The following is a 22,993-nucleotide window of genomic DNA, read 5'->3' on the forward strand; positions in this document are numbered from 1 at the left end:
ATAATTGCATAAGTTGATATAGAAATATGTCTGACTATGAGAGGGGGAATTCAAGATGACATTTCGTAGAAAAGCTATATCACTACAAGGAAAAAGAGTACAAGTTACAGCAACTTATGGTGGTACTTTTACAGGGACTATTTTATCTGTTGGTGCAGATTTTCTTATTTTGAGCGCACTAATACGAGGAATTAGACGAAGACGGATCATTAGATTAGCGGAGATTGTTGCCTTATTAGCCTTAATTTAATCTATTAATTTAGTATGATAGCCCTCTAATCGCGCGTTGTACGCTTGAGACGCCTGGAAACCTTGATCCGAATGGAGCACGGCCTTCCAGACGTCTCTTTTATGTCCATTCCTCCTATGTTCCTCGATATTCAAACGGTTTTCATTTCTGAATTATTCGCACTAACCATTCACGAATGTTCATTTTTCCTTGATGTACTAAAATCATCTGTTTTTCTACATCATTATTTCGACACTCTTTTATTTCAGAATATGTTAATCTCATATAGCTGTTAAAAAACGCCTATTGGAGTGGATAATGATTAATCAAATTACCGAAATCGTTAGTGCAATTACTGATGCTGGAATTAATATAAATTGGATTAAGTGGGATGGAATTGAATTAGGTATTACTACTGATAATCAAGAAAAAACGATTGAAATACTTAAAGTACTAGCTGCCAATTATTATCCAACGGGCATATTAGCCTCGGGGGGGTGAGCTACACCATGAAAGAATGCCCATCGATACGACTCCACCTAGGAATCCTAATCCCATATCTTTTTGCGTATCGAAGATATCACCTTGGAGACCGACAAATTTGGCTTCGCCACCTGGTCCAGCCACTAAGGCGGCCAACATTTCAAGAATTTCGAATAGTGCGCTAAAACTGAGAACAACGACTACTGGCAGAATATATGACCAGATCCCGGGTAGCTTAATTTTACATTTTAAAAACTCGCGGAATGGGAAAGAAAAGAACGATCCGAACGCGAAATGAACGACACGATCGTAATAGCTTCTTTTCGTATGAAAAGATGTTTTTAGCCAAAAGTCAAATGGTGTGCCTTGATATGTATAATGTGCCGCCCATTGAGCTCGATCAGTTGGTGATTTGGCCATAAAACCAAAAAAGATGATGAAAATGAATTTCCTCCTTGAATTGATGGCTTTAGGGTCCCCAATTTTAGGGAAGAAACACCATTTGAAGATAAAAACTTATCATAATGGAATAACATTAATACAAATGAGTTAAAATACATTCGATTGATAAAAAACTAAGAAGGATGGAAAAATACAATGAGTATAGTAAGAGACATAATGACCACAGACGTGAAAGTGTGTGCACCCCATGATGCCATATCAGCTGCAGCAAAGCTTATGCGTGATATCGATTGTGGATCTATTCCAGTTTGTGAAGGTAAGAAAATCGTTGGCATAATTACAGATCGTGATATAGTAATAAGCTGCGTTGCAGCCGATAAAGATCCCAAAACCACTCATTGTCACGATGGTATGATCACAAATGTAATTACTTGCTCACCGGATATTGATGTACATGAATGTGCAAGTTTAATGGCTGAGCATCAAATTCGTCGTATTCCTGTTGTAGAGAACGGTGATATTGTTGGTATTTGTGCTATTGGTGATCTCGCAACTGTAAATATTTTTGTTAATGAAGCTGGTGATGCATTAAGTCAAATATCTCACTAAGTTTCAGGGCCGGAATTAATTCTGATTTAAGAATGTTAATAATAGAATCGGAAGAGAGCCCCCGTTACTGACATTTGCAAATTGAGGGCAAATGGAAATAGAGGGGGAGGTCGCTGCCCCTCTATTTCCATATTCTGTACGTATTCGCCAGACTGCACTCGAAGTTTTTCACTCCCATGTCTCAGCCTTTCTATCACCGCAGTGTCGTTTCATTGGTCGCGACCGAATGTTGAGTTGTTAATATACAACGAGTGCCATAAAGAGAAGATATAGATCGTCCATATCTTGCGGGAATAGTCCCCTGACCCAGCCCGGTGTTTCTTTAGCATGTCATTAATATGATCCATTTGGAACCATTGACTGGCATTGCTTCCTGCTATTTGCTCTAATATCGTATCCCCTATTTCGGTATGTAACCACCTGCGTAAAGGCACGGGAAAACCCAATTTCGAGCGGTTTAGGGCATGATCAGGGACAATCCCTTCCATTGCTTTACGAAGAACAAATTTAGTTGTACCATTGGCAATTCGATAGGAAGTCGGGATTTTCCGAGCTATATTGAAGAGTTCTTTATCAAGAAAAGGTACTCGAAGTTCCAGTGAATGAGCCATGCTCATCTTGTCTGCTTTCATTAGAATATCACCAGGCATCCATAGGTTTATATCAATTGTCTGCATTCGGCTTACATCATCCAAATGACGGCAAGAATCATAGACCAATCTGGTTATTTCCGTTGATGGTGTCCATGACTCGTATAAATCGGGATGAAAAGCCAGTAAATTTCGTTTTTCGTCCTCGTTGAATACACGTGCGTTACCAAAATACCTATTTTCAAGATGAGTAAGTCCTCGCAACAAATAATTTTTACCATAGAACGAGAACGGCACTTTACGAACCATCTTTTCCATCATTGGTTTTATTCCATTGGGTAACCATGATACGGCTTTTAAGGAGGAAGGCTCATGGTATATTCGATATCCTCCGAATAACTCGTCAGCCCCTTCTCCCGACAATACGACCGTTACATGGTTCTTTGCTAACTTTGATAATCGATATATGGCAATTGCAGAAGGGTCGGCGATTGGTTCATCCATATGCCATACTGCCCTCATCGTATCCATGAAAAAATCATTTGGTGAGATGATTTCATCAAAATGCTCTGTACCAAGGTGGTCAGCTGTTTGTCTGGCAAATACGGTTTCATTGTTTTCACCACTGAATCCAACTGAGAACGTTTTGGTTGATTCAGTTCTGGACATATATGCTGCAATAGCAGAGGAGTCTATTCCTCCAGACAAAAAACTCCCTCTAGGTACATCACTCTGCCTATGTAAGTTCACTGAATCTTGTAATACGGATCGGATTTCTTCAACAAACGTTTCAATCGGACGGTTCTCCGGTTCAAATATTGCTTTCCAATATTGCTTTATCATTGTATTCCCTTGAGAATCAATCCGCAAAAAGTGGCCGGGTTCGAGCTTTTTAATTCCTTGAAACATGGTTTCTGGCTGAGGAACATATTGGAAGGTTAGGTAATGCAGCATACTGGTCGGATTGATTGTCGGCACTACATCGTTCACGGTCAGAATGCTTTTTATTTCGGAAGCGAAGAGAAATTGCTTGTTACTCTGATAATAATAAAAAGGCTTAATCCCAAAATGATCACGTGCTGCGAACAATTGCTGATCGTTCCGGTCCCATATGACAAAGCTGAACATCCCTCTAAGATAATCCACACAGCTTTCTTTATGATCTTCATAGAGATGTAATATGACTTCAGAATCGGTATTTGTTCTAAATTGATGTCCTTTATCTTCAAGTTGTTTTCTTAGCGTTTTGTAATTGTAAATTTCACCATTGAAAATAAGCCACAGACTGCTATCTTCGTTTGTCATAGGTTGTTCTCCATCATCAAGGTCAAGAATTGACAATCGATTGAATCCTAAACCGATTCGATCGAAAACTCGAATTCCAGTCTGATTTGGCCCTCGATGCGTCATGGCATCGGTCATTCTTTGTATACTCGAAGAATGAGGTTCTGATCCCTCACCAAATAATAAAATACCAGCAATTCCACACATAATCGGCATTCCTTTCGTAACACTACATTTTGTGGTTTTATTTTCACACACTGTCTTTTTCATAAAAGGAAGTATGAATGATCTCCTAATGGATCAAATCCCTTTATGTATTTTGATGCCGATCAACAAGGAACACACACAAAGGGTGGATTTCCTGTTTATTATTGGCAAACGAACAAATGTTTATCCACTTTGTTCCGAGGCTTACGCAGCCAATGCTCTGCATGATTTTGCACAAGAAAAACAAGCATCAGCCAGCGCTACGGACAATTGAAGCCAGACGAACTCGTCATCCACATAGTTGAAGCACAACATTGAAGCACATAAATATTGACTGCGTTCATGAATTCAATTAATATTTTTCCTATTACTTTAGAAAGGTCTGATACGATTTGAGAAGCAAAAACAACATATATTTAAGACAGCTTGAGATGAAGGATGCAAGCTCGCTTCTAGACTTAAAATTCAGAAACCGTGATTTTTTTCAACCATTTGAACCAATCAGGGATGAATCACACTTTACCCTTGAGGGACAGGAAAGAGAGATTGCAAATGGTATTCAAGGGGCACTAAGCGACCAATCATACATATTCGGAATCTTTCTTAAAGAGACTGATAAAGTTGTTGGAAGAATAGCATTAACAGGTATTGCTCGCGGCTTTTTTCAAAATGCATATTTGGGTTATTACATTGATCAAGAATATAACGGAAAAGGCTATGCAACAGCGGCAGTTTCATTATGTTTGAAAATTGCATTTAATGAGATCGGTTTGCATCGTGTTGAAGCTGGGGTCATCCCAAGGAACTTGCCCTCTATCCGAGTTTTAGAAAAGGCAGGGTTTAGACATGAGGGTTTAGCCAAAACATATTTAAAAATTAACGGTACGTGGGAAGACCACGCAATATATGCAATTACTGCTGAATGACATAATGGTTAGCATTCAGCTAACGAGGAAATAGAGCTTGAAAGGAACTATTGGAAGAACATAATCAAAAGCGCATGATTATATTATTAAAGTTTATTGAAGTAATGGAGAACTATAGCATTCAATACCGAAAGGGCTGCCTCGTGGCGGCCCTTTGCTCTGCTAATGGGCAGAATTGTTTAGCCAAATCAAGGATTTGTCTGACTTGATCTAGAATATCTTAGGATAAATTAAATTCTTTATAAAGTTGCTTGCACGTGATCCATGTGAAATTAAAGGGGAGGGGATTCTTGGTGGAACAGATGAAAAGGAAAACGGTTTTGACCGGAATAGATGGTGTTTATATCCCGGTTTCTAACAGGAAGCAGTCCGAGGCATGGTATATTGAGCATTTTGGGTTAGAGCATGGCGGAGATTATTTACTTGCGGGTAGGCAGGAGGTTTTCCTACGTGAGCGGTTAGACCAGCAGGTTCTAACTTTTCGGACAAACCAGTGGCTGGAAAACGGCGAAAGCTATGAAATGCCGGTTGTGTGTTTTCGAACGTTAGACATTGCCGGACTGTATGAGTATGCCTGCTCGAATGGCATTCGTGTTGGCCAATTGCTTGAGCATAACTGGTTCCGAGAATTCGATTTCTATGACCCCGACGGTAATAAGCTGAAAGTATGGCAGCCGAACGAGTAGTTTAAAAAGAGCGAGCAATAAGAGTGCTTTAAAGAAAGGATGGATTGAAATGAAACTTTTATTATAGAAATGCATTTCCACAAGATGAAGAGGAATTGTTTTCTTTAGCAGCAAGACTAGCGTCAAGTTTCGAACATAATAAAGGGATTTTACGAGAATTTTTCAAGATATCTTGAATAACATAAATGCTGATATTTTAATAATGAAAATTGGGAAAAAACTGATGGAATTAGTTGAAGGGAGAGCTCTTGAGCGTGGTTCAAAGCTGGTTGCCCTTGCCACTAGAAGAGCCAGCGAATTTTACAAGTCCATTGGATACGATGAATCCGCTACATATTTTAAGAAGACATTATCTGATGACAGCCAATTATGAGTTAAGATCCGACGTTATGAAACATAAATGAAATGGTTGGTAGCCAATATGCAAGAGCCTCATGTCACAGTCAAAGCCCAAGGAGGACTTACCGTAGAGAGGGCCTGGATAAATAGAGTCAAGGAGGTGTGTGCGACGTTCCCACGATTCCAGTTATTACTTTCGGATTCCTTAACGTTCAATCATATGAAATTGGGATGAGTACGTGCCTTTTGAAGATATCCGGCTAGCACATTGAAGAATCGCAACTAAGCTGGCTGCCGCAGATTCACCCGGTTACTGATTGAGCCTGTGTGTTGTAAGCAAGGGAATAGCTTTAAACTGAAACGAAAATAATACGCGCCAATCCCTCATATATATAGATACATGAGGAGGGATCAGAAAATGTGGATTATCATTCTATTGCTAATGCTAGTCGGATGTCTCTCCGGCTTTTTTCTGTTCAAAAAAAACACATTGGCCGTCTCTCAAGAGCCATATCTGGGTATACGGAAACTGTCCATTATCATTCCGGCTAGAAATGAAGAATGTAATTTGCCTCATCTACTCGATTCCCTCAAGTCGCAAACCTTTCAGCCCTTCGAAATTATAGTTGTGGATGATTTCTCGGATGATCGGACTAAAGAAATAGCTGAAAGCTATGGGGTCAAGGTTATTACGGGCAGAAGTCTCCCTCAGGGATGGACAGGTAAGAACTGGGCCGTTTGGAATGGATATTTGCACGCCTCCGGCGATGTCTTTGCCTTTTTGGATGCCGATATAAGACTGGCGCCTAATGCGCTGGCGTCGTTGATGAAAGCAAGGGAGCGATCGAAGGGCGTTATATCGGTTGTTCCTTTTCATCATACGGAAAAGCTGTATGAAAAGCTCGCCCTGATCATGAATATGCTGGGCATATTCGCGTTTACATCGGTTTTTGAAAAGAAAAACCCCAAGAAAGGTCTTTATGGCTCCTGCATATTGGCCTTAAGGGAGGATTACGAAAAAATCAATGGTCATGAAAGCGTCAAATCTGAAGTGCTGGATGATCTATTTCTAGGATCGAAATTTATAGAAGCAGGTGTCGCGGTTACCAATTTTATCGGGTATGGCTTGGTTTCGTTCCGTATGTACCCGCAAGGCATACGAAGTGAAATTGAAGGCTTTAGTAAAGGAGCCGTCTTAAGCACTTCAACGCTGAGCCTGTGGACGATAGTCCCCATAGCCATTTGGGTGGTGGGACTCATTGTGTCGGAAACCGTGTTTATTTTTGCGAACACTTCATGGGCAGTGCCTTTGTTGATTGGTTATTTCATGTATATGTTTCAATTATTTTATTTCATTAAATATGTAGGTGTTTTTGGGATCATGCTTCCTGTTCTGCATATTGTGGGTTCCTTATTTTTCATTGTTATCATGATTTATTCGTTGTATCAGGTGGTTGTTCTGGGGCATGTAAGATGGAAAGGAAGGCACATCCGAGTGGGGGGCAAGCGGGGCCGATGATCATTTTGCTGATTGCGGGTTCATTTCTATCGGGTTCTCTCATGTTTTCGTACTGGCTGGGTCTAGTAGGTAATAAGAATCTAAAAGTCGTTGGCGACGGAAACCCGGGTGCCTTGAACCTGTGGAAGGCATCTGGTTATAAATTCGGTATTTACGGGATTTTGTTGGATTTTCTAAAAGGGTATCTTCCTCTTATATGGGTTATCGGAAGCGATTATGACCAAGGTTATCTCATCGTCCCGCTTGCCATAGCTCCCATTGCGGGTCATGCTTTTTCTCCATTTCTTAAAGGGAAAGGAGGCAAGGCCATTGCTGTCACCTTCGGGGTTTGGAGTGCTTTGACGGGGTTCGAGGTTTCCTTGGTATATGCAGTGATTTTAGCGCTGCTGGCGGCTGTGACCCGCTTGATATACAAAAGCAGGCCTAAATCCACGGAGGCGGATGGCTTGCAGGTTGTAAGCGGTATGCTGCTCCTTTCCCTCTATTTGTATATGAGGATGTTCTCTTCTGCGATCCTGTGGGTTTGGTTTGGAAATTTTGTGATCTTAGTCTATACCCACAGATTTGAAATGGCTGCCTGGTTGAAAAGAATGTTCAACAAAGGCACATAATTCTGAGGCTAACTCCGCATACGGTGCAGGTGAAGTGTCTATATTGTTGGTTCGAAATGAATTAGATGAGTTATAACAGTATTGCACAAATGTAGCCGCACGGACGGAACGGATGAGTAAGCTTCGAAGAAATGCCCAAGTGCGGGGGCAAGTCGTCTGAATCTACCGCAAAAAGCGCTTGATTAACTAAGTATGATGCTTGCGAAAGTCTCCCGGCGTTACCCCCGTGTGCTTCTTGAATGTTCTGTTGAAATGACTAATATGATTATAACCCACTCGAGCAGCGATCTCGGTCACATTGAGATCCGTTCCCCCCAGCAGCTCCATGGATGCCTGAATTCGAATCGAGGATAAGAGCTCAATATATGATTTGCCTCTCACCACCCTGAGCATATTGCTGAAGTACGAGGGGGCCATCAATGCTTTGACTGCCATATCCTCCAAATGAAGATCCTCATTATAACACTTCTCCATGTAGGATATGGCTTCATAAAAGGCTTCCCGATGCAGCATTACCTTCTGGCGCTCATGCTGACTTTGCGTTTGGGAATAACGTGTATACTGCCTTCCGGTAATGACGAGAAGTTTCAACAGCTCAGCCTTGATCGCCAGTTTGTAGCCCTCTTCCTGTTCCTTCCATTCGGTGAGGATGACGTTCAGTAAGCTTTCGACCACGGACTGAGTAGGTGGAGGGAGGGCCATTTTTGGCATGAGATCAGCTTCGGAAACAAGGGGTCTTATATAGGCGAAATCGACAAATGTCTGCATTTGCGCAAGATCACGAAAGCTTTCGTTAACTGCATGGGGCATAAAATCAACTTGAATCATAATAAAATCCATCGATTTACGGGGTCCCAACTGATGCTCTTGAAAAGGCGGAATCGAGAAAAGATCGCCCTTCGTTAAAACATATTGCTGGCCCGCCGCCCAATGTAGACAACTGCCGGACATCATGTAGCATAACTGCAGGTGCTCGTGAGCGTGTTGAATTCGATTCATCGTAAGTGGTGTGCGAATCTCGATTTTAAAAGGAAACTCTTCGTCAGGCAACTCTTTATAGGTATAGATCGGGAAATTAGACATCATTATGTCCTCCATAACATTCTTACATACTTCATTCTCTAATGCTCATGCTACATGGAATCGCGGAATTGTGCAAAAAAATCGTGGAAATAGGAAAGCGTCTTCAGAAATGCCATGCCATAATAAAAATGAAAATAAGTCACCCACATCGAATAGGGAGGTAAGCTGCATGAAGCGACTGGCATTTAGCACGCTGCCCTGTGAAGGCTGGTCTTTGGACGAGATGATCGCTATTGCAAAGGAATGCGGCTTTAGCGGAATAGAGCTGAGGGAAGGGGATACTTGGGGCATATCCAACAAGTTGACTGCAGATGAGCGAAAAGCGGTACTTTGGAAATTTCAAGATGCATGCATTGCTATTACCAATATTGGCTCTAATGTGTGCTTTACAGGCAAAGAGGGGGATGTAGAGCAATTTGATATCCTTCAGAAGGCTGTCGTCCTCGCTCACGATCTGAAGGCTGATGGTGTACGGATTTTTCTGGGCTACTTTAATATGCGCAGAGACAATACAGTACCGGCTATTCCCTATGCGGAGATCGTGAACCGGATACAACAGTCTTGCGATTATGCGGTCTCTTACGGAGTGCAGATATGGATTGAAACCCATAATGAATTTGCAACCGGTCGTTCGCTGCGCAAGTTGCTTGATGACGTGGACAGACCAAATTGCGCGGTTATCTATGATATTATCCATCCGTTGGAAGAAGGAGAGACACCTGCGGAGACTATCGCGTTGCTCGGGTCTCAGTGCGTTCATGTACATGTAAAAGATGGCGTCCCTTTTGATGATCCGCTGGAACTGAGCTGGAAATACACTAGGGTCGGTGAAGGAAAAGTGCCGATTGCTTCTATTGTTGAGCAGCTTGAGCAAGCAGGTTATTCCGGGAGCTATTCCTTAGAGTGGGAAACCAAATGGCGGAAGGAGCTGCAGATCCCTGGTATGGAGCCGGCGGTTATTTTCCCTCTTTATGTTAAATGGATGCGCAGACTCTTACAAACCTATACGAATTGAGGATGCCTTTGTGAAAACACTAATTGCAATCGCTAACGCGGAACTACGTGATTTATTTTGGCAGGAGCCTACTAGGAACAAGCTTTCTAGCTTTTCTGAAGTTGATTTTATTCCTTTGAACGAGAAATTCACCAGCGATGATCTAGCTGAACGAATCGGAGCTTATGATGCCTGTATTACTTCATGGGGTTCGCCTAACTTTACCCCTGAGGTGCTCGCACGAGCGAAGAGATTGAAGTTTATCGGTCATGGAGCTGGCAGTGTAGCATCAATCGTCAATGAGGATGTGTTCGACACCTCGATTGCCGTCACATCAGCAAATAAAGTGCTCGCGCTCTCAACTGCTGAATGTGCGTTCTCCTTGATATTCGCTGGAGCGTGGGACTTCGCAGGGTACAGTGCTCGGATTAAACAGGGGCAATGGAGTAACAACAATCGCGATTCGGTTCTTGGTGTAACGCGTAGAGTCATCGGTCTGGTCGGCTTCGGTGAAATCTCCAAGCATGTCATTCGGATGCTGCAACCGTTTAACGTCCAAATTTTGCTGCAATCTAGTTACTGTTCGCATGAGGAAGCGGATGCTTTAGGTGTAGAGGTCTGTGAGCTAAATGAGCTATTTGAGCGTAGTGATATCGTCTCGCTGCATAATACGTGGACGCCGCGCACGCAAGGGATGATTGGTGAAGAACAGCTAATGCGACTGCGCGACGGAGCGCTTTTCGTCAATACGGCACGCGGGCCTATCGTGAAGGAGCAAGCGTTGGTGGATGAGCTCCGCAAGGGACGTATCTTCGCAGCCCTTGACGTTTATGACAAGGAGCCGCTGCCTGCGGATCATGAGCTTTTGTCGATGCCGAATGTATTATGTTTACCGCACATTGGGGGATTCCACGGGCTACTAAAGCGAGAGCTCTGCGATTACATTGTAGATGAGTTGCATCGCTTTGTGAAAGGTGAAGATGTGCTCGGCAGAGTCATTGTGGATCAATATCGGAGATTGACGCCATGGTAAGGTGTGGAGTTTGCAGGATATTAGCACAGAACAAATAAATACGCTGCTTTCCGAGTTATCGATGAAAGTCAGCGGCAGCCGTTATGTCAACATTAAGAAGAATAACAGAAAGAAGGCATGAGTTGATGAAGGAAATGTTGAGCTTTATTTTGGGGAAAACACGAAAAAATGCCCTGGAATTCGGGGACAAGCTTCCTGACGCGACGGTTAACGGCAAATACCGGTTTACGGACGACGGCTCGTGGGTCGGCAGCTTCTGGAATGGATTGCTCTGGACTTGTTATGAAACGACAGGCGACACATTCTATTCGGATGCAGCGAAATCGTCCCAGCACCGTCTTATCAGAAGATTGCATGAAAATCCCGACACTCTAGATCATGATATTGGCTTTCTGTACTCGTTGGCATTCGTTAGCGAATACAAAGCGACAGGTAATCCGGAGGCTCGTCGAATTGCCTTGGAGGCCGCCGATCTTCTGTCTAGCCGATATAATGATAAGGGAAAGTTCATTCAGGCATGGAATGTCTGGCAACCGGGCGAGACTTTCAGTGAAATGAACAGAGGAAGAATTATTGTAGATTGTATGTACAATCTGCCTCTCCTGTATTGGGCTACCGAAGTAACGGGTGACAGCCGTTATCACGATATTGCCACCAGTCATGCCGCGACTTGTTCCACCACGATCGTACGATCCAATCATACCGTCTACCATACCTATTTGTTCGATCACGTGTCCGGGACGCCGCTTCATGGGCAAACCTTCCAAGGTCATCAAGACGAATCCTGCTGGAGTCGGGGGCAAGCCTGGGCGCTTGGTGGATATGCATATGCCTACCGATATACAGGGAACCAATCTTTTTTGGAGCTGTCGAAGAAGCTGGCGGATGTGTTTCTAGCCAATCTTGAAGAAGACGGTATTCCGATGTGGGACTTCTCGCTGAACGATAAGAATGGAGAACCACGCGATAGTTCGGCTGCAGCGATTGCCGCTTCGGGCTTGCTGGAAATAGCATCACATGAAAAAGGATCCATACGCGACTATTATAGGTCCGCTGCTGAACGCTTGTTGATATGCTTGTACAATCAATATTCCACCATTCGGCTGCCGAATGAGGAAGGATTGCTGCTCCATGCCTGTGGCAATCGTCCTAAGGGTGAGGATGAGGATTGCTCGTTAATATATGGAGATTATTATTTTGCTGAGGCGGTGACCCGGCTATATTCAAAGTCTGAATTCTAATCGATACTTCTTTGTGCCCTTATAGGTATAGAGATACAAAAACCTCCTTCTCCTGAAATAAATTCGGGATGAGGAGGTTATTATTTTGATTCTACAAGATATTCCCTAGTATATAAGAGCTGCTTGTTGCTAGTTTTGTACTTAGTAAAGCGTCGTACTCATCAGTTCTGCGCTCTTTCTTGAATAAGCTTCGCGATTCTCCATTGCCATCTCCGACAGAGAGCCAGTAGGTGTAGCGCCGCTCGTCCAATCTTATATCTGCCGTGAACACACCTGCTGCTTCGTCAGCTACATGCCCAATGATGTCACCCATTGGGTCAATTATTCGACTTGATGCAGGGCCATCGCAGCCGGAAACAACAACATGCAATCCATTATCCCTCGCGCGAGCTTTTGATTGCAGCGGCTCATCGCCTATTGTCGGTATGAAAATCACTTCTGCACCTGAAAGTGAAAGAATTCGCGCTGACTCAGGAAATTCTTGATCGTAGCAGATCAGTACGCCTATGCGCCCAAAATCCGTATCGAAAATACCATGACCTGTTCCTGGCATGACTCCGGATTCTGCTTCGTAAAGAGGCAAATGTATTTTGCGATATTTCCCTGCGATCCCGCCATCCCGTCCAATTAACACTGCGGTATTATAAATATGCTCCCCATCTCGCTCATACATGGTAAATAAAATATAGCTGTTATACGCTGCGGCTTTTTTCGCAAGCTCATTCGTAAGTGGACCTGGTACAGACTGGCATTTCTCCACCATGGGAAGCTGAACAGAGGCTTCATAGAAGGTTTCAGTCAAACAGATGATATCTGGTTTGCTGCTGCTTGATTTATCTATTACCCCCAACATTAAACCAAGATTTGCAGCAAAATCCTCTGTCGGTTTTATATAGGTGGTAGCCACGCGTACGATTCGTTCCCCGAGTTTACTGCCTTCCTCTAAAGTCATATTTCGCCAAGTAACCCTACCATCAGCACTCCAGCGAAAGGAAAGCTCAAGCTGCACCGTTGCAGCCTGCTCAGGTGAATCTACAGTTCTAGTAAGCCTGCGCCATCCATCATTTAACAATTCTAAATGATCAATATAATCTCGTTGGAGTAATTTTTCTTTCTCGTCAAACCAACTTACAATCGCATAGATGCTGACCTGTTCATTAGCTACATCTTTAATTTCATATTCTGCTGTCCATTCATATTTGCGTTTTGCATCAACTTGAATAAGTTTGCTATGCCAACTGCCATAATTTCCGCTATGCCCTGTTCCTTTGATTTGAAGGCCTTTCCCTATTTCGAGATCGATGATATGAAAATCGGGGGAAAGCTCGTCACGTGGTGTCCAAGCATGCCAATCCTCATCATTGAACGTATTAATCAGATTCATTGCACAACCTCCTATTCGGATTCCATTCTAATACACTGCGATCAGGCATCTTTAATAGACCTTCTAAACCGTACCACGTTCGAAACAGGTGTGTAAAGATCGTGATAACCTAATTTCGGGTCATATCTTGCACTCTTTCATCATTTTTATGGTTTTAGTAAAAATAGAGAAGCACTGAGAATAACAGCGATACACAGTACCTAATTAATCCGATATTGTGAGTAAGAAAAGGAGTGAGGCCAATATGAATCAATCAAGTGGAACCCCTACACTAGCAGCTGCAGTTCCTAAGTACCCAGTGCCTCGTAGAGCAAAGAAGCTCAAGGACAGGTTGTGGAGAGAACGTTATTTATTTCTTCTACTAATGCCGGGTCTGCTTTATTTTATCGTATACCGATACATCCCGATGCTTGGGAATATCATTGCCTTTCAGGACTTTAGCCCGTTTCGTGGATTCCTGAACAGTGAGTGGATAGGGTTTCACCATTTCAAGACGATATTCAGTGATCAGGAAGTTATTCGAGTATTGTGGAATACGCTTTTGTTATCCTTCTTACAAATTGGTTTTGCTTTTCCCGTTCCAATCATTCTGGCGATAATGCTAAATGAGATCAAGAATGAGTGGTATAAGCGTATCGTGCAGTCCATTGTATATTTACCACATTTCTTATCCTGGGTTGTCGTAATCGGAATTGTGACCATATTCCTCAAGAATGAGGGCATCGTTAACCGCATACTTAACCCACTGCTTGGCATAGAACCGATCTCATTTCTCCAACAACCTGGATGGTTCATGCCCTTGGTTGTATTAGAAGTCATCTGGAAAGAGGCTGGATGGGGAACGATTATATTCCTGGCCGCCCTGTCTGGCATTAATCCGAGCTTATATGAAGCAGCGGTTGTGGATGGAGCGAACAGATGGCGGCAGATCTGGCATATTACGTTACCTGCTTTACGAAGCACAATAGTCATTCTGTTTATCCTTCGTCTAGGTACTGTGCTCGATTCAGGCTTCGAGCAGATCTTTCTGATGCTAAATCCCTTTACCATGGATGTGGGGAATGTGTTGGATACGTATGTATATTTCAAAGGGATTCAAAATGCAGACTTTAGCTTTGGAACGGCAGTAGGGTTATTTAAGAGTGTAATCGGATTAATTCTAATCTTTGCTGCGAATCGGTTAGCTAAGAAATACGGAGAAGAAGGCGTTTTCTAATCTATTTGAATGTATTTACCGAAGATCAAAAGGTAGGTGTCGATCTATGATTAATCAGAAATCTATGTCAGGGCGATTGGCTGACATTATAAATATCATTTTGCTGGGCTTGTTAGCATTAATGATGCTCTTTCCATTCTACTATATCCTTACAATCTCTTTCACTTCCAACGAGGAGTATAAGCTGAGTGAACTAATTTTATGGCCGGATAGATGGGTTACCGATGCGTACACATACATTCTAAAATCCAAAGAGTTTATTCATTCGATTGGTGTAACCATTTATGTGACTGCAGTTGGAAGCCTTGCCAATATCATTTTGACTGCAACGATGGCCTATGCTATAACTCGTAATATATGGGGACAGAAGGTGTTTTTGTTCCTGGTGCTTTTTACTTTCATATTCAATGCAGGAATGATTCCAACCTATTTGATCGTCAAAGCTACAGGTCTAATTAATAGCTATTGGGCCTTAATTATTCCAGGTGCAATTAATTCGTTTAACCTAATTGTCATTCGTCAGTTCATACTCAGCATTCCGGGTGAATTGAACGAAGCCGCCTTAATTGATGGTGCGAATGACCTGCAGATTTTTACACGGATCGTATTGCCTTTATCCAAGCCAGCGCTTGCTGCTTTCGGATTGTTCTACGCAGTAGGACATTGGAACACCTATTTTAATGCCATCCTGTATTTGAATGACCCTTCCAAATGGACTGTACAAGTTATCTTAAGGCAAATTGTAATACTTAACGACACGACGAATACTCTTGCTTCAGCTGCTCGAGATGCAGCGAGATCAGGCCACCTGCCTCCTGGGGAAACGATTGGAATGGCGGCTATTCTATTATCCACCCTGCCTATATTAATTGTATATCCCTTTCTGCAAAAGCATTTTGCGAAAGGGGTGATGCTCGGTTCCGTTAAAGGCTGATCGTTTCTAAATGGACAGAACCTGCAGGGCGTCGAAGGGAATAGGTAACAAATATACTAGGAGGGTTAATACAAATGAAAAAACTACTAAAGATAGGGCTTGCTGTATGTTTGACTGCAAGTTTGGCCGCGTGCTCAACGGGCACCAACACCAATGTGCCAGAATCAAGCGCAACAACTACAGATTCACCCGCACCAAGTAGCGCTGTACCAAAGACGATCACCATTTCTTCTATAGAAGGAACATGGCAGATTCCTCTGAGTGCAACAGGTGAAGGTCTGAAGAAGCTCAACGAGAAATTCAATGTGGATTACAAGCCGCAGTTTGTCCCATACGATGAATATGGAACCAAATTACCGGTTGTTATGGCTGCTGGGGATTTGACTGATGTAATCGGAATGGAGAGTGCGGATGCCAACTTTTTCAAATGGGTGAAGCAAGGCGCTTTCCTTCCGTTGAATGACTATATTGACAAGTATCCTTCGTTGAAACTTGTTCCGAAAAGTGTTTGGGATGCTGTTACCGTTGACGGAAAAATTTATGCGATTCCGCAGTACTTCCCTGCGAAATATGGCAAGAAACCTGTGATTCGCAAAGACTGGCTGGATAATCTCAATCTTAAGATGCCGACAACCTATGATGAATTGAAGAAAGTGGCGATTGCATTCACGAAGAATGACCCGGACAAGAATGGAAAAAACGATACTTACGGATTTGCATTATCCAAGCAAATCGTATATGGCGCTCAAATGGGTGCTCAGTGGGATACAGGATGGTATAACAAGAACGAGCAAGGGCAATTAATCCCAGGAATCATTTCTGAAGGGTTCAAGGAGCAGACTCAATTGCTCGCGGACTTGTATAAAGAAGGAGCGATTCACAAGGATTGGGCTGTCTCTAAGAATACGGATATCCGTAAAGACTTCTATGCTGGGAAATATGGGATTTGGTATGAACAGCCTATGGGAGTTGATCAAGTTTTGTTCGCGAGTATGAAGCAGCAGATGCCTACAGCTGAACTTGCCGTTATACCAGCTTTCAAACAAGCGGATGGCGAGCAGGGGTACACATCGCTTCCCGGTTATTATACGATAACGATGTTGAATGCCAAGATCGGTAGTGATCCAGATAAAATTAACAGAATTTTAGAAATGCAAGATTACTTCCGCACATTCATACCTGTTGACAATCGTAACCCGCAGAATCCTGATTTCGACTGGTCAAACGGCGGCGAAGGCGTGGGTTATAAGATGGTGGATGGAGTTATGGCTTATGACGCAGCAATATTTGATAAACGGCCTAGCAGTTATTTTAGTGGTGTAACTGGCTGGGCACCAAACGATGAAGCAAACGAGCCTGGAAAATTAGAGTCCAATCCATTTACCAAGAGCTTCGTGAATTCGGCTGTAGAATTGTTAAAGAATACTAAATTCTATATTAATCCTGTAGACCGCGTTCATTCCGAGGTTCTCGCGGCAAAAGAATCGGAGTTGAACCTGATTGCTCAGGAATGGCAAACGAAGATGATCGTGGGCCAGGAGCCAGTTTCTAACTGGAGCAAAATGGTCGACGAATATATGAAAAAGGGCGGTAAAGAAATGATTGACGATGTAAATAAAGTTTTAGATTCATCAGGAATTAAGGGAGAATGGAAATAGCATATATCATGTAGAGCAAAAGCCCGTACACATCAAGATAGACCGTACGGGCTTTTGTAATAGTGTTGTGAATGCTTAATTAATATTCTGATAGCCTGCGAATAACGCAGCAGGCTTTCACGATTAAATGTACGCGCTTACATTTATAGAATCACCATTTATCAATCGTTTTTTCTTCTAGCTGAATCTAGCCGTATGTTGTAAGTAAGGGCTAATGTCTAACAGCTTTTATTACTTTTTGAAAAGGGGTTAGTTAAATGATCAAACTTAAGTGGCGGTTAAACTTGCAGCTTCTCTTGTCCTTTCTCATGGTTTTCTCCATTTCCAACGGTTTATTGGGCAGTCAGGAAGTTCAAGCGGTTGCGGCTTCATTAGCGACCGAAACCATACTCGACGCGAAATCCGGCGAAGTCCCAGCTCCTCCTGTGCTGCCGCCAGCCGAACAAAACGTCAAAGGTGTCAATAGTGATGACAACTTACCGGTAAATTTAGTGGTAAATCCAGGATTTGAATCCGGAGATGAAACAGGCTGGGGATTTTGGGATAAAAACTCCTCCGTTGTCATTAACAATGCCAACAGTGGTACACACAGTGTAAAGGTAAGTGCCGGAGAGACAGGATTTGAACAGATTATTACCGAGGGTGTTATAGTGAATGAAACCTACTATTTTGAAGTCTATGGAAAGGTCGATGGCGGTCAAATTGGTCAAATTTTTGTTTCTTGCCGTGATGAAAATAATAAGGAACTCCAGACAAATTCAATGCCAGATTTCAAAACTGCATCGACAGACTATAAGCTGCGGTCTAAAAAATTCACTGCACCGCTGGGTACAAAGAAGATTGTAATCTGGACATGGACAAATAATAAAACTGGTAATTATTATTTGGATGATTTTGTGCTAAGAAAACATAGCGGTCCAACACCAATTGAAAATCCATACCCGGCTCCTCCTGTGCTGCCGCCAGCCGAACATCCACGTCTGTTCGTTAGGGCAAGTGATCTAGATGAGATCCGCAGCCACCTAGCGCAAGCTGAAGTAAAGGATGCTTGGGAAAGGATGCTGGATGCTGCTGGACAAAGCTATACCGGAGTACTTTCAGCTCCAAGTTCAGGAGAGAATAATATGAGCGATGTTACTATGAAGACGATTCAAGCTAAGGCTTTGTTGTACTTACTGCAAGCAGACAAAACAAGTGGCCTGCAGGCCGTCAGCATGATGAGCAATTATTTGGACACAGTCGTCTTCCCACTTTACAATTATCGTCCGATGGGTCAAGTTATTACATTGGGTTCCATTGTATATGACTGGTGTTACCCGCTGATGACCCCGGAACAGCGATCGCATTTCATTCAGCGCTTTGTGTCTATAGCCGAAGGTATGGAGATGGGCTTTCCTCCGATTGAACAAGGAGCTGTAGTTGGCCATGGCAGCGAAGCGGAACTGATGCGTGATCAGTTAAGTGCTGGTATTGCGGTTTATGACGAGAATCCAGCTATATATAACATAGTAGCTGGGCGGTTCTTCGCTGAGTTTGTGGAGCCGCGTAATTATGCATACGCTTCTAATGCTCAGCATCAGGGTGATTCCTATGGACCTTATCGTTATCAATGGGATGTGTTTGCATCATGGATATTTAAGCGGATGGGTGCTGGTAATGTATTTAATTCCGATCAACAGATGACCCCATATGAATGGATCTATGCACGTCGTCCCGATGGGCAGCTAATGCGTAACGGTGACACGTTTCAATCAGAAAGGCCACTCGGCGAATATTGGTCTGAGCCTATGCCTAACATGCTGCCTGCCAGCTACTATAATGACCCTTATTTGAAGCATGAATTTCTGAGGCAAGATAGTTACAATAAATCAGCCAAGGATGATCTTTGGGTTATATTATTTGTTGACCCTCAGTTAGAGACAAGGAATGAACAAACGCTTCCGCTCACCAAATATTTTCCCGAGCCTTCTGGCCAGATGACTGCTCGTACGAGTTGGACAGGAGGTATACAGTCTTCTACCGTCGTTGCGACGATGAAGGTTGGCACCACCATGTTCGCGAACCATCAGCATATGGATGCTGGACAATTCCAGCTGTATTACAAGGGCGGTTTGGCCATTGATTCGGGTATTTATCAAGGTGCGAATGGGGGATACTTTGATTCCCACGATCTTAATTACAATAAACGCACGATTGCCCATAATACGATGTTAGTCTATGACCCTAACGAAACTTTTCCAGCAGGTTCGAATGATGGCGGTCAGCGCTTTGTATATGAAGAACCTGCTACGATGAAAGATTTGCTTAATCCCTTAAATAATCATGAAGTTGCTGACGTCGTCAAACATCAGTTCGGGCCGGATGCAGTTACACCGGATTACAGCTATATAAAGGGAGACCTTACTAAAGCTTATACGTCCAAGATGGAGGATTTTAAACGTTCTTTTGTGTTTCTTAACCTGAAGAATGATGATCATCCCGCTGCGTTGGTTGTATTCGATAAGGTAACTTCTGCTGATGAAACCTTCAAGAAAACTTGGTTGCTGCACAGCGAGAACGAACCTAAGATATCAGGCGATACTGTCACCCTTGAACGCACAGAGAAAGGTTATAATGGCAAATTGGTCAATCGCACCTTACTGCCGGCTAGCAATAATGCTGAAATCACCAAGATTGGCGGAAAAGGCAAAGAATTTTTCGTCGATGGTGTCAATTATCCGGAAGAACCCTACTATTCCGGGGATAGCACAGAAGCGGGTGCCTGGCGTGTGGAAGTTTCTCCGAAGGCCAACGCCAAAACAGATGTATTCTTGAATGTCATGCAGGTGATGGATGCAGTGGATGGTCCTCAGCCGCTCGCTACGGAATCGATCGTTTCGAATGAGATGGTTGGTGTAAAGATAGAAGATCGGGCTGTGCTTTTTTCCAAAAGTGGTGTTGATATAACCAATACAGCGAGCTTTGAACTGCCAGTATCGAACAAGGATGTCCGTGTATTGGTGACTGACCTAGCTACTGGCTATTGGACGGTAACTAAAGCTGGGGAAACGTCTTCAGTCGAATATGAAGTAACGCCCGATGAGGGTACGTTATATTTTGCTGCTAATACCGGAGGTACGTATACCTTACAGCATTCTTCAACAAGAACTTTATCCGTATCAGTAGCGCTTGAAACATTACCGGTACAAGCTGAGAAGAATGCCGTAGTTATGCAAGTTAATGGCGATGACTTCGCTTTTAATTCAGAGCTGGGCTTAAGTGACGGTCAGGTGATCATTCCTTATGAACGGCTGGCTGCTGAGCTTGGTCTAACAACCAATCTGCAAGGATCGACTTTGACAATGAGTCACCGAGGAACAACGGTTGTGATGACCATTTCTAGCAATGCGATCACCATCAATGGTCAACCCGCAACCCTACAAACACCGGTAACCCTAAGAAATGGAGAAGTTTATATTCCACTTGAGGTGGCCTCTGTAGCCAGATGGGCAATGGTCAAGTGGGATGAATTTTCACTAAAAGCGAAAGTGTCTTCGATTCAACCGATGACCGAATATAAAGTAGTCGAGATCGATTCCAGTACGACCGCAGATGTTGCCTTACGAGCAGCTGATGGCGATCTGAATACCGTATGGACAGATAGTGTACCGGGCGCCTACTTGGTCTATGATCTCGGTGAAACTCGGAAGTTCGATCATGTCGATCTCGCCTGGCTCAATGGGCAGGATCGTTATTATCAATACCAGCTGTTGACATCACCAGATGGCAGCGATTGGACATCCATATATACTGGGGAGAGTTTAGGAAGTGATGATACCTATGAAGCGACATATTTTGCCCCTGTATCTGCTAGATTCGTTAAGCTAATTGGGAACGGATATCGCTCAGACCTGGGAGGCAGCAGTGAAGTATCGCTCAAAGAGATGCGCATTGCTACCCCATATTACAAGATTGAAGCTGTAAGGTCTTCTAGAGGCACGGGCGAAGAGGTCATTGACGGCAATTTGGGAACGATGTGGACGGGTGAAGATAAGGGGGCATGGATCGAATTTGATCTGGGCGCATCCTACATGGTGGCCGGACTAGGTAGTTCCTGGTACGAAGGAGAAAAGCATTATTTCGATGTGTTGGTCTCGGATGATCAAAAGCAATGGACGACTGTGTTCCAAGGTTATAACAGCGGAACCACGAGAGGCCTGGAGGATATCTTCTTTACACCGATCGGAGCAAGGTATGTTCGGATAGTTGGGATAGGTAATTGGAACTCAATATGGGAAGCAGTCTTGCACAAACCGGCGGTATCGAATAATGCGAACTTAAGTGGCTTAAGTGTCGATAGCGGAGCCCTTAACGAGGATTTTGCCACAGGAACGAAGAGCTACACACAAACTGTTGCGAACGATGTTACAAGCCTATCGGTCACACCAAAATTGGCGGATAACACGGCAAGAGTAAAAGTAAACGGTACAGCAGTTGTGAGCGGTCAGGCGAGCCAACCTATCTCACTTAGTGTAGGGGTGAATACCATTACCGTGGTTGTAACGGCGAAGGACAACACGAGGAATACCTATACCATAAAGGTAACTCGCATGGCAAGTATACCGACGGATACTACATCAGGCGTTTTGCCAAGTAAAGATTCAACTCTATCCAAAATGAACCTTGTTGCCGAAGGGAAGACGCTTATTTTATCTCCTGCGTTTTCACCGGACATTGTTCAATATACAGGTGAGACCGATGCCGAATGGATAGAACTCCAACTAGCCTCTAGAGATTCGAAAGCGGTTATAAAGCTGAAGGATGAAACTATTTTATCTGTAAAAAGAGTGCAGTTGCTAATCGGAGACAATAAGTTGATCGTTTCCGTTAAAGCTGAGGATGGTACCATTAAGACATATACGGTAACCATTAAACGCATTGCGGTTAAAGACCCTTCAATTCCGACCGTGGCATGTTCTATTAAGGATATCGAGAATCACTGGGCACAGCTTGATATATGTAAAGCAGCTGAGCTTGGAATTGTCGAAGGAATATCTGTAAATAAATTTGTTCCCGACGGTCAGGTAACACGGACAGAATTTATTGTCATGCTGCTGAAGACCCTTCAAATATCTACAGCAAAAGAATCAGCTGTATCTTCATTTACTGACAGCAGCAGTATACCAGAGTGGGGTCAATCAGCTATCCGTACAGCAGCAGCTTTGGGAATAATCAAAGGATACTCGGATGGGACATTACGTCCACAAGAGAGTATAAACCGATTAGAAATGGCGGTCATGATCTCAAGAGCAATGAAATTGGAGAAGGGCACAACACAACAGGCGATTTCTGACCATAACCAGATACCAAACTGGGCAAAGTCTTATGTAGAGGCTCTCTATGAACATGGACTTCTAAAGGGAACGGCAGGTAAACAGTTTCTTCCTTATAGATTAACAACAAGAGCTGAATCTGCTGTGATATTACTAAGAATTTGGAATAAACTTCACTAATTAACTACGAATACATGAATAGCAAAAGCCCGTACACGTCAAGATAGACCGTACGGGCTTTTGTAATATTGTT

General features: G+C 43.2%; 20 protein-coding genes. 16 read left to right on the forward strand and 4 right to left on the reverse strand.

The features are described 5' to 3' along the window. Nucleotides 1-55: 55 nt before the first annotated feature. A complete protein-coding gene (locus EKN16_RS07110) occupies nt 56-250 on the forward strand; it encodes a hypothetical protein (RefSeq protein WP_125654943.1) in 195 nt (64 codons plus the stop codon). Between the two features lie 297 nt (nt 251-547). Next, complete coding sequence (locus EKN16_RS07115) at nt 548-730, forward strand: hypothetical protein (RefSeq protein ID WP_125654945.1); 183 nt, start codon at nt 548-550, stop codon at nt 728-730. Here EKN16_RS07115 and EKN16_RS07120 read toward each other — a convergent pair. Then, a complete protein-coding gene (locus EKN16_RS07120) occupies nt 713-1,132 on the reverse strand; it encodes a DUF2238 domain-containing protein (protein WP_125654947.1) in 420 nt (139 codons plus the stop codon). The genes EKN16_RS07115 and EKN16_RS07120 overlap by 18 nt on opposite strands. Nucleotides 1,133-1,309: 177 nt before the next feature. Here EKN16_RS07120 and EKN16_RS07125 point away from each other — a divergent pair, with 177 nt between their 5' ends. Continuing rightward, entirely contained in the window at nt 1,310-1,723 is a 414-nt protein-coding gene (locus tag EKN16_RS07125; RefSeq protein WP_125654949.1) for a CBS domain-containing protein, read from the forward strand. A gap of 209 nt (nt 1,724-1,932) precedes the next feature. Here EKN16_RS07125 and asnB read toward each other — a convergent pair whose 3' ends face one another. Continuing rightward, nucleotides 1,933-3,804, reverse strand: a complete 1,872-nt coding sequence (gene asnB, locus EKN16_RS07130; RefSeq protein ID WP_125665985.1) for an asparagine synthase (glutamine-hydrolyzing) — start codon at nt 3,802-3,804, stop codon at nt 1,933-1,935. An 88-nt stretch (nt 3,805-3,892) separates the two neighbouring features. Between asnB and EKN16_RS07135 the strand changes: the two genes are divergently transcribed. The 6 genes from EKN16_RS07135 (at nt 3,893) to EKN16_RS07160 (ending at nt 7,885) form a co-directional block, all read left to right on the forward strand. Then, nucleotides 3,893-4,078: a hypothetical protein gene (locus tag EKN16_RS07135; protein WP_125654951.1), complete on the forward strand. Its 186-nt coding sequence runs from the start codon at nt 3,893-3,895 to the stop codon at nt 4,076-4,078. 118 nt (nt 4,079-4,196) lie between these two features. Then, complete coding sequence (locus tag EKN16_RS07140; RefSeq protein ID WP_125654953.1) at nt 4,197-4,730, forward strand: GNAT family N-acetyltransferase; 534 nt, start codon at nt 4,197-4,199, stop codon at nt 4,728-4,730. A 293-nt stretch (nt 4,731-5,023) separates the two neighbouring features. Further along, on the forward strand, nt 5,024-5,416 hold the full coding sequence (locus tag EKN16_RS07145) for a VOC family protein (RefSeq protein ID WP_164522704.1): 393 nt from the start codon (nt 5,024-5,026) through the stop codon (nt 5,414-5,416). A gap of 172 nt (nt 5,417-5,588) precedes the next feature. After that, a complete protein-coding gene (locus tag EKN16_RS07150) occupies nt 5,589-5,789 on the forward strand; it encodes a GNAT family N-acetyltransferase (RefSeq protein ID WP_125654957.1) in 201 nt (66 codons plus the stop codon). Between the two features lie 384 nt (nt 5,790-6,173). Then, nucleotides 6,174-7,274 carry a glycosyltransferase family 2 protein gene (locus EKN16_RS07155; protein ID WP_125654959.1) on the forward strand — a complete coding sequence of 367 codons (1,101 nt, stop codon included), beginning with the start codon at nt 6,174-6,176 and terminating at the stop codon, nt 7,272-7,274. Next, nucleotides 7,229-7,885: a glycerol-3-phosphate acyltransferase gene (locus EKN16_RS07160; protein WP_311547865.1), complete on the forward strand. Its 657-nt coding sequence runs from the start codon at nt 7,229-7,231 to the stop codon at nt 7,883-7,885. The genes EKN16_RS07155 and EKN16_RS07160 overlap by 46 nt, the downstream gene beginning before the upstream one ends. 186 nt (nt 7,886-8,071) lie before the next feature. Here the strand turns inward: EKN16_RS07160 and EKN16_RS07165 are convergent, their stop codons facing one another. Further along, on the reverse strand, nt 8,072-8,971 hold the full coding sequence (locus EKN16_RS07165; RefSeq protein ID WP_164522705.1) for a helix-turn-helix transcriptional regulator: 900 nt from the start codon (nt 8,969-8,971) through the stop codon (nt 8,072-8,074). Between the two features lie 166 nt (nt 8,972-9,137). Between EKN16_RS07165 and EKN16_RS07170 the strand changes: the two genes are divergently transcribed. The 3 genes from EKN16_RS07170 to EKN16_RS07180 all read left to right on the forward strand — a co-directional run bounded on the left by EKN16_RS07170 (nt 9,138) and on the right by EKN16_RS07180 (nt 12,236). Next, nucleotides 9,138-9,983, forward strand: a complete 846-nt coding sequence (locus EKN16_RS07170; RefSeq protein ID WP_164522706.1) for a sugar phosphate isomerase/epimerase family protein — start codon at nt 9,138-9,140, stop codon at nt 9,981-9,983. 10 nt (nt 9,984-9,993) lie between these two features. Beyond that, a complete protein-coding gene (locus EKN16_RS07175) occupies nt 9,994-10,995 on the forward strand; it encodes a hydroxyacid dehydrogenase (RefSeq protein ID WP_164522707.1) in 1,002 nt (333 codons plus the stop codon). A 125-nt stretch (nt 10,996-11,120) separates the two neighbouring features. Then, nucleotides 11,121-12,236 (forward strand): glycoside hydrolase family 88 protein, encoded by a 1,116-nt coding sequence (locus tag EKN16_RS07180; protein WP_164522708.1) that lies wholly within the window; start codon nt 11,121-11,123, stop codon nt 12,234-12,236. 91 nt (nt 12,237-12,327) lie between these two features. Here EKN16_RS07180 and EKN16_RS07185 read toward each other — a convergent pair whose 3' ends face one another. After that, nucleotides 12,328-13,620, reverse strand: a complete 1,293-nt coding sequence (locus EKN16_RS07185; RefSeq protein WP_125654971.1) for a carbon-nitrogen hydrolase family protein — start codon at nt 13,618-13,620, stop codon at nt 12,328-12,330. 244 nt (nt 13,621-13,864) lie between these two features. Here EKN16_RS07185 and EKN16_RS07190 point away from each other — a divergent pair, with 244 nt between their 5' ends. The 4 genes from EKN16_RS07190 to hepB all read left to right on the forward strand — a co-directional run bounded on the left by EKN16_RS07190 (nt 13,865) and on the right by hepB (nt 22,920). Further along, the gene (locus tag EKN16_RS07190; RefSeq protein WP_125654973.1) at nt 13,865-14,836 is read left to right on the forward strand and encodes an ABC transporter permease; all 972 of its coding nucleotides are present in this window, start codon (nt 13,865-13,867) and stop codon (nt 14,834-14,836) included. A gap of 46 nt (nt 14,837-14,882) precedes the next feature. After that, entirely contained in the window at nt 14,883-15,770 is an 888-nt protein-coding gene (locus EKN16_RS07195; RefSeq protein WP_125654975.1) for a carbohydrate ABC transporter permease, read from the forward strand. Between the two features lie 74 nt (nt 15,771-15,844). Further along, nucleotides 15,845-17,428: an extracellular solute-binding protein gene (locus tag EKN16_RS07200; RefSeq protein ID WP_125654977.1), complete on the forward strand. Its 1,584-nt coding sequence runs from the start codon at nt 15,845-15,847 to the stop codon at nt 17,426-17,428. Nucleotides 17,429-17,685: 257 nt separating this feature from the next. Next, nucleotides 17,686-22,920: a heparin/heparin-sulfate lyase HepB gene (hepB, locus tag EKN16_RS07205; RefSeq protein ID WP_125654979.1), complete on the forward strand. Its 5,235-nt coding sequence runs from the start codon at nt 17,686-17,688 to the stop codon at nt 22,918-22,920. Nucleotides 22,921-22,993: the final 73 nt, after the last annotated feature.

This window comes from Paenibacillus baekrokdamisoli, from assembly GCF_003945345.1.
Classification (GTDB): Bacteria; Bacillota; Bacilli; order Paenibacillales; family Paenibacillaceae; genus Paenibacillus_Z; species Paenibacillus_Z baekrokdamisoli.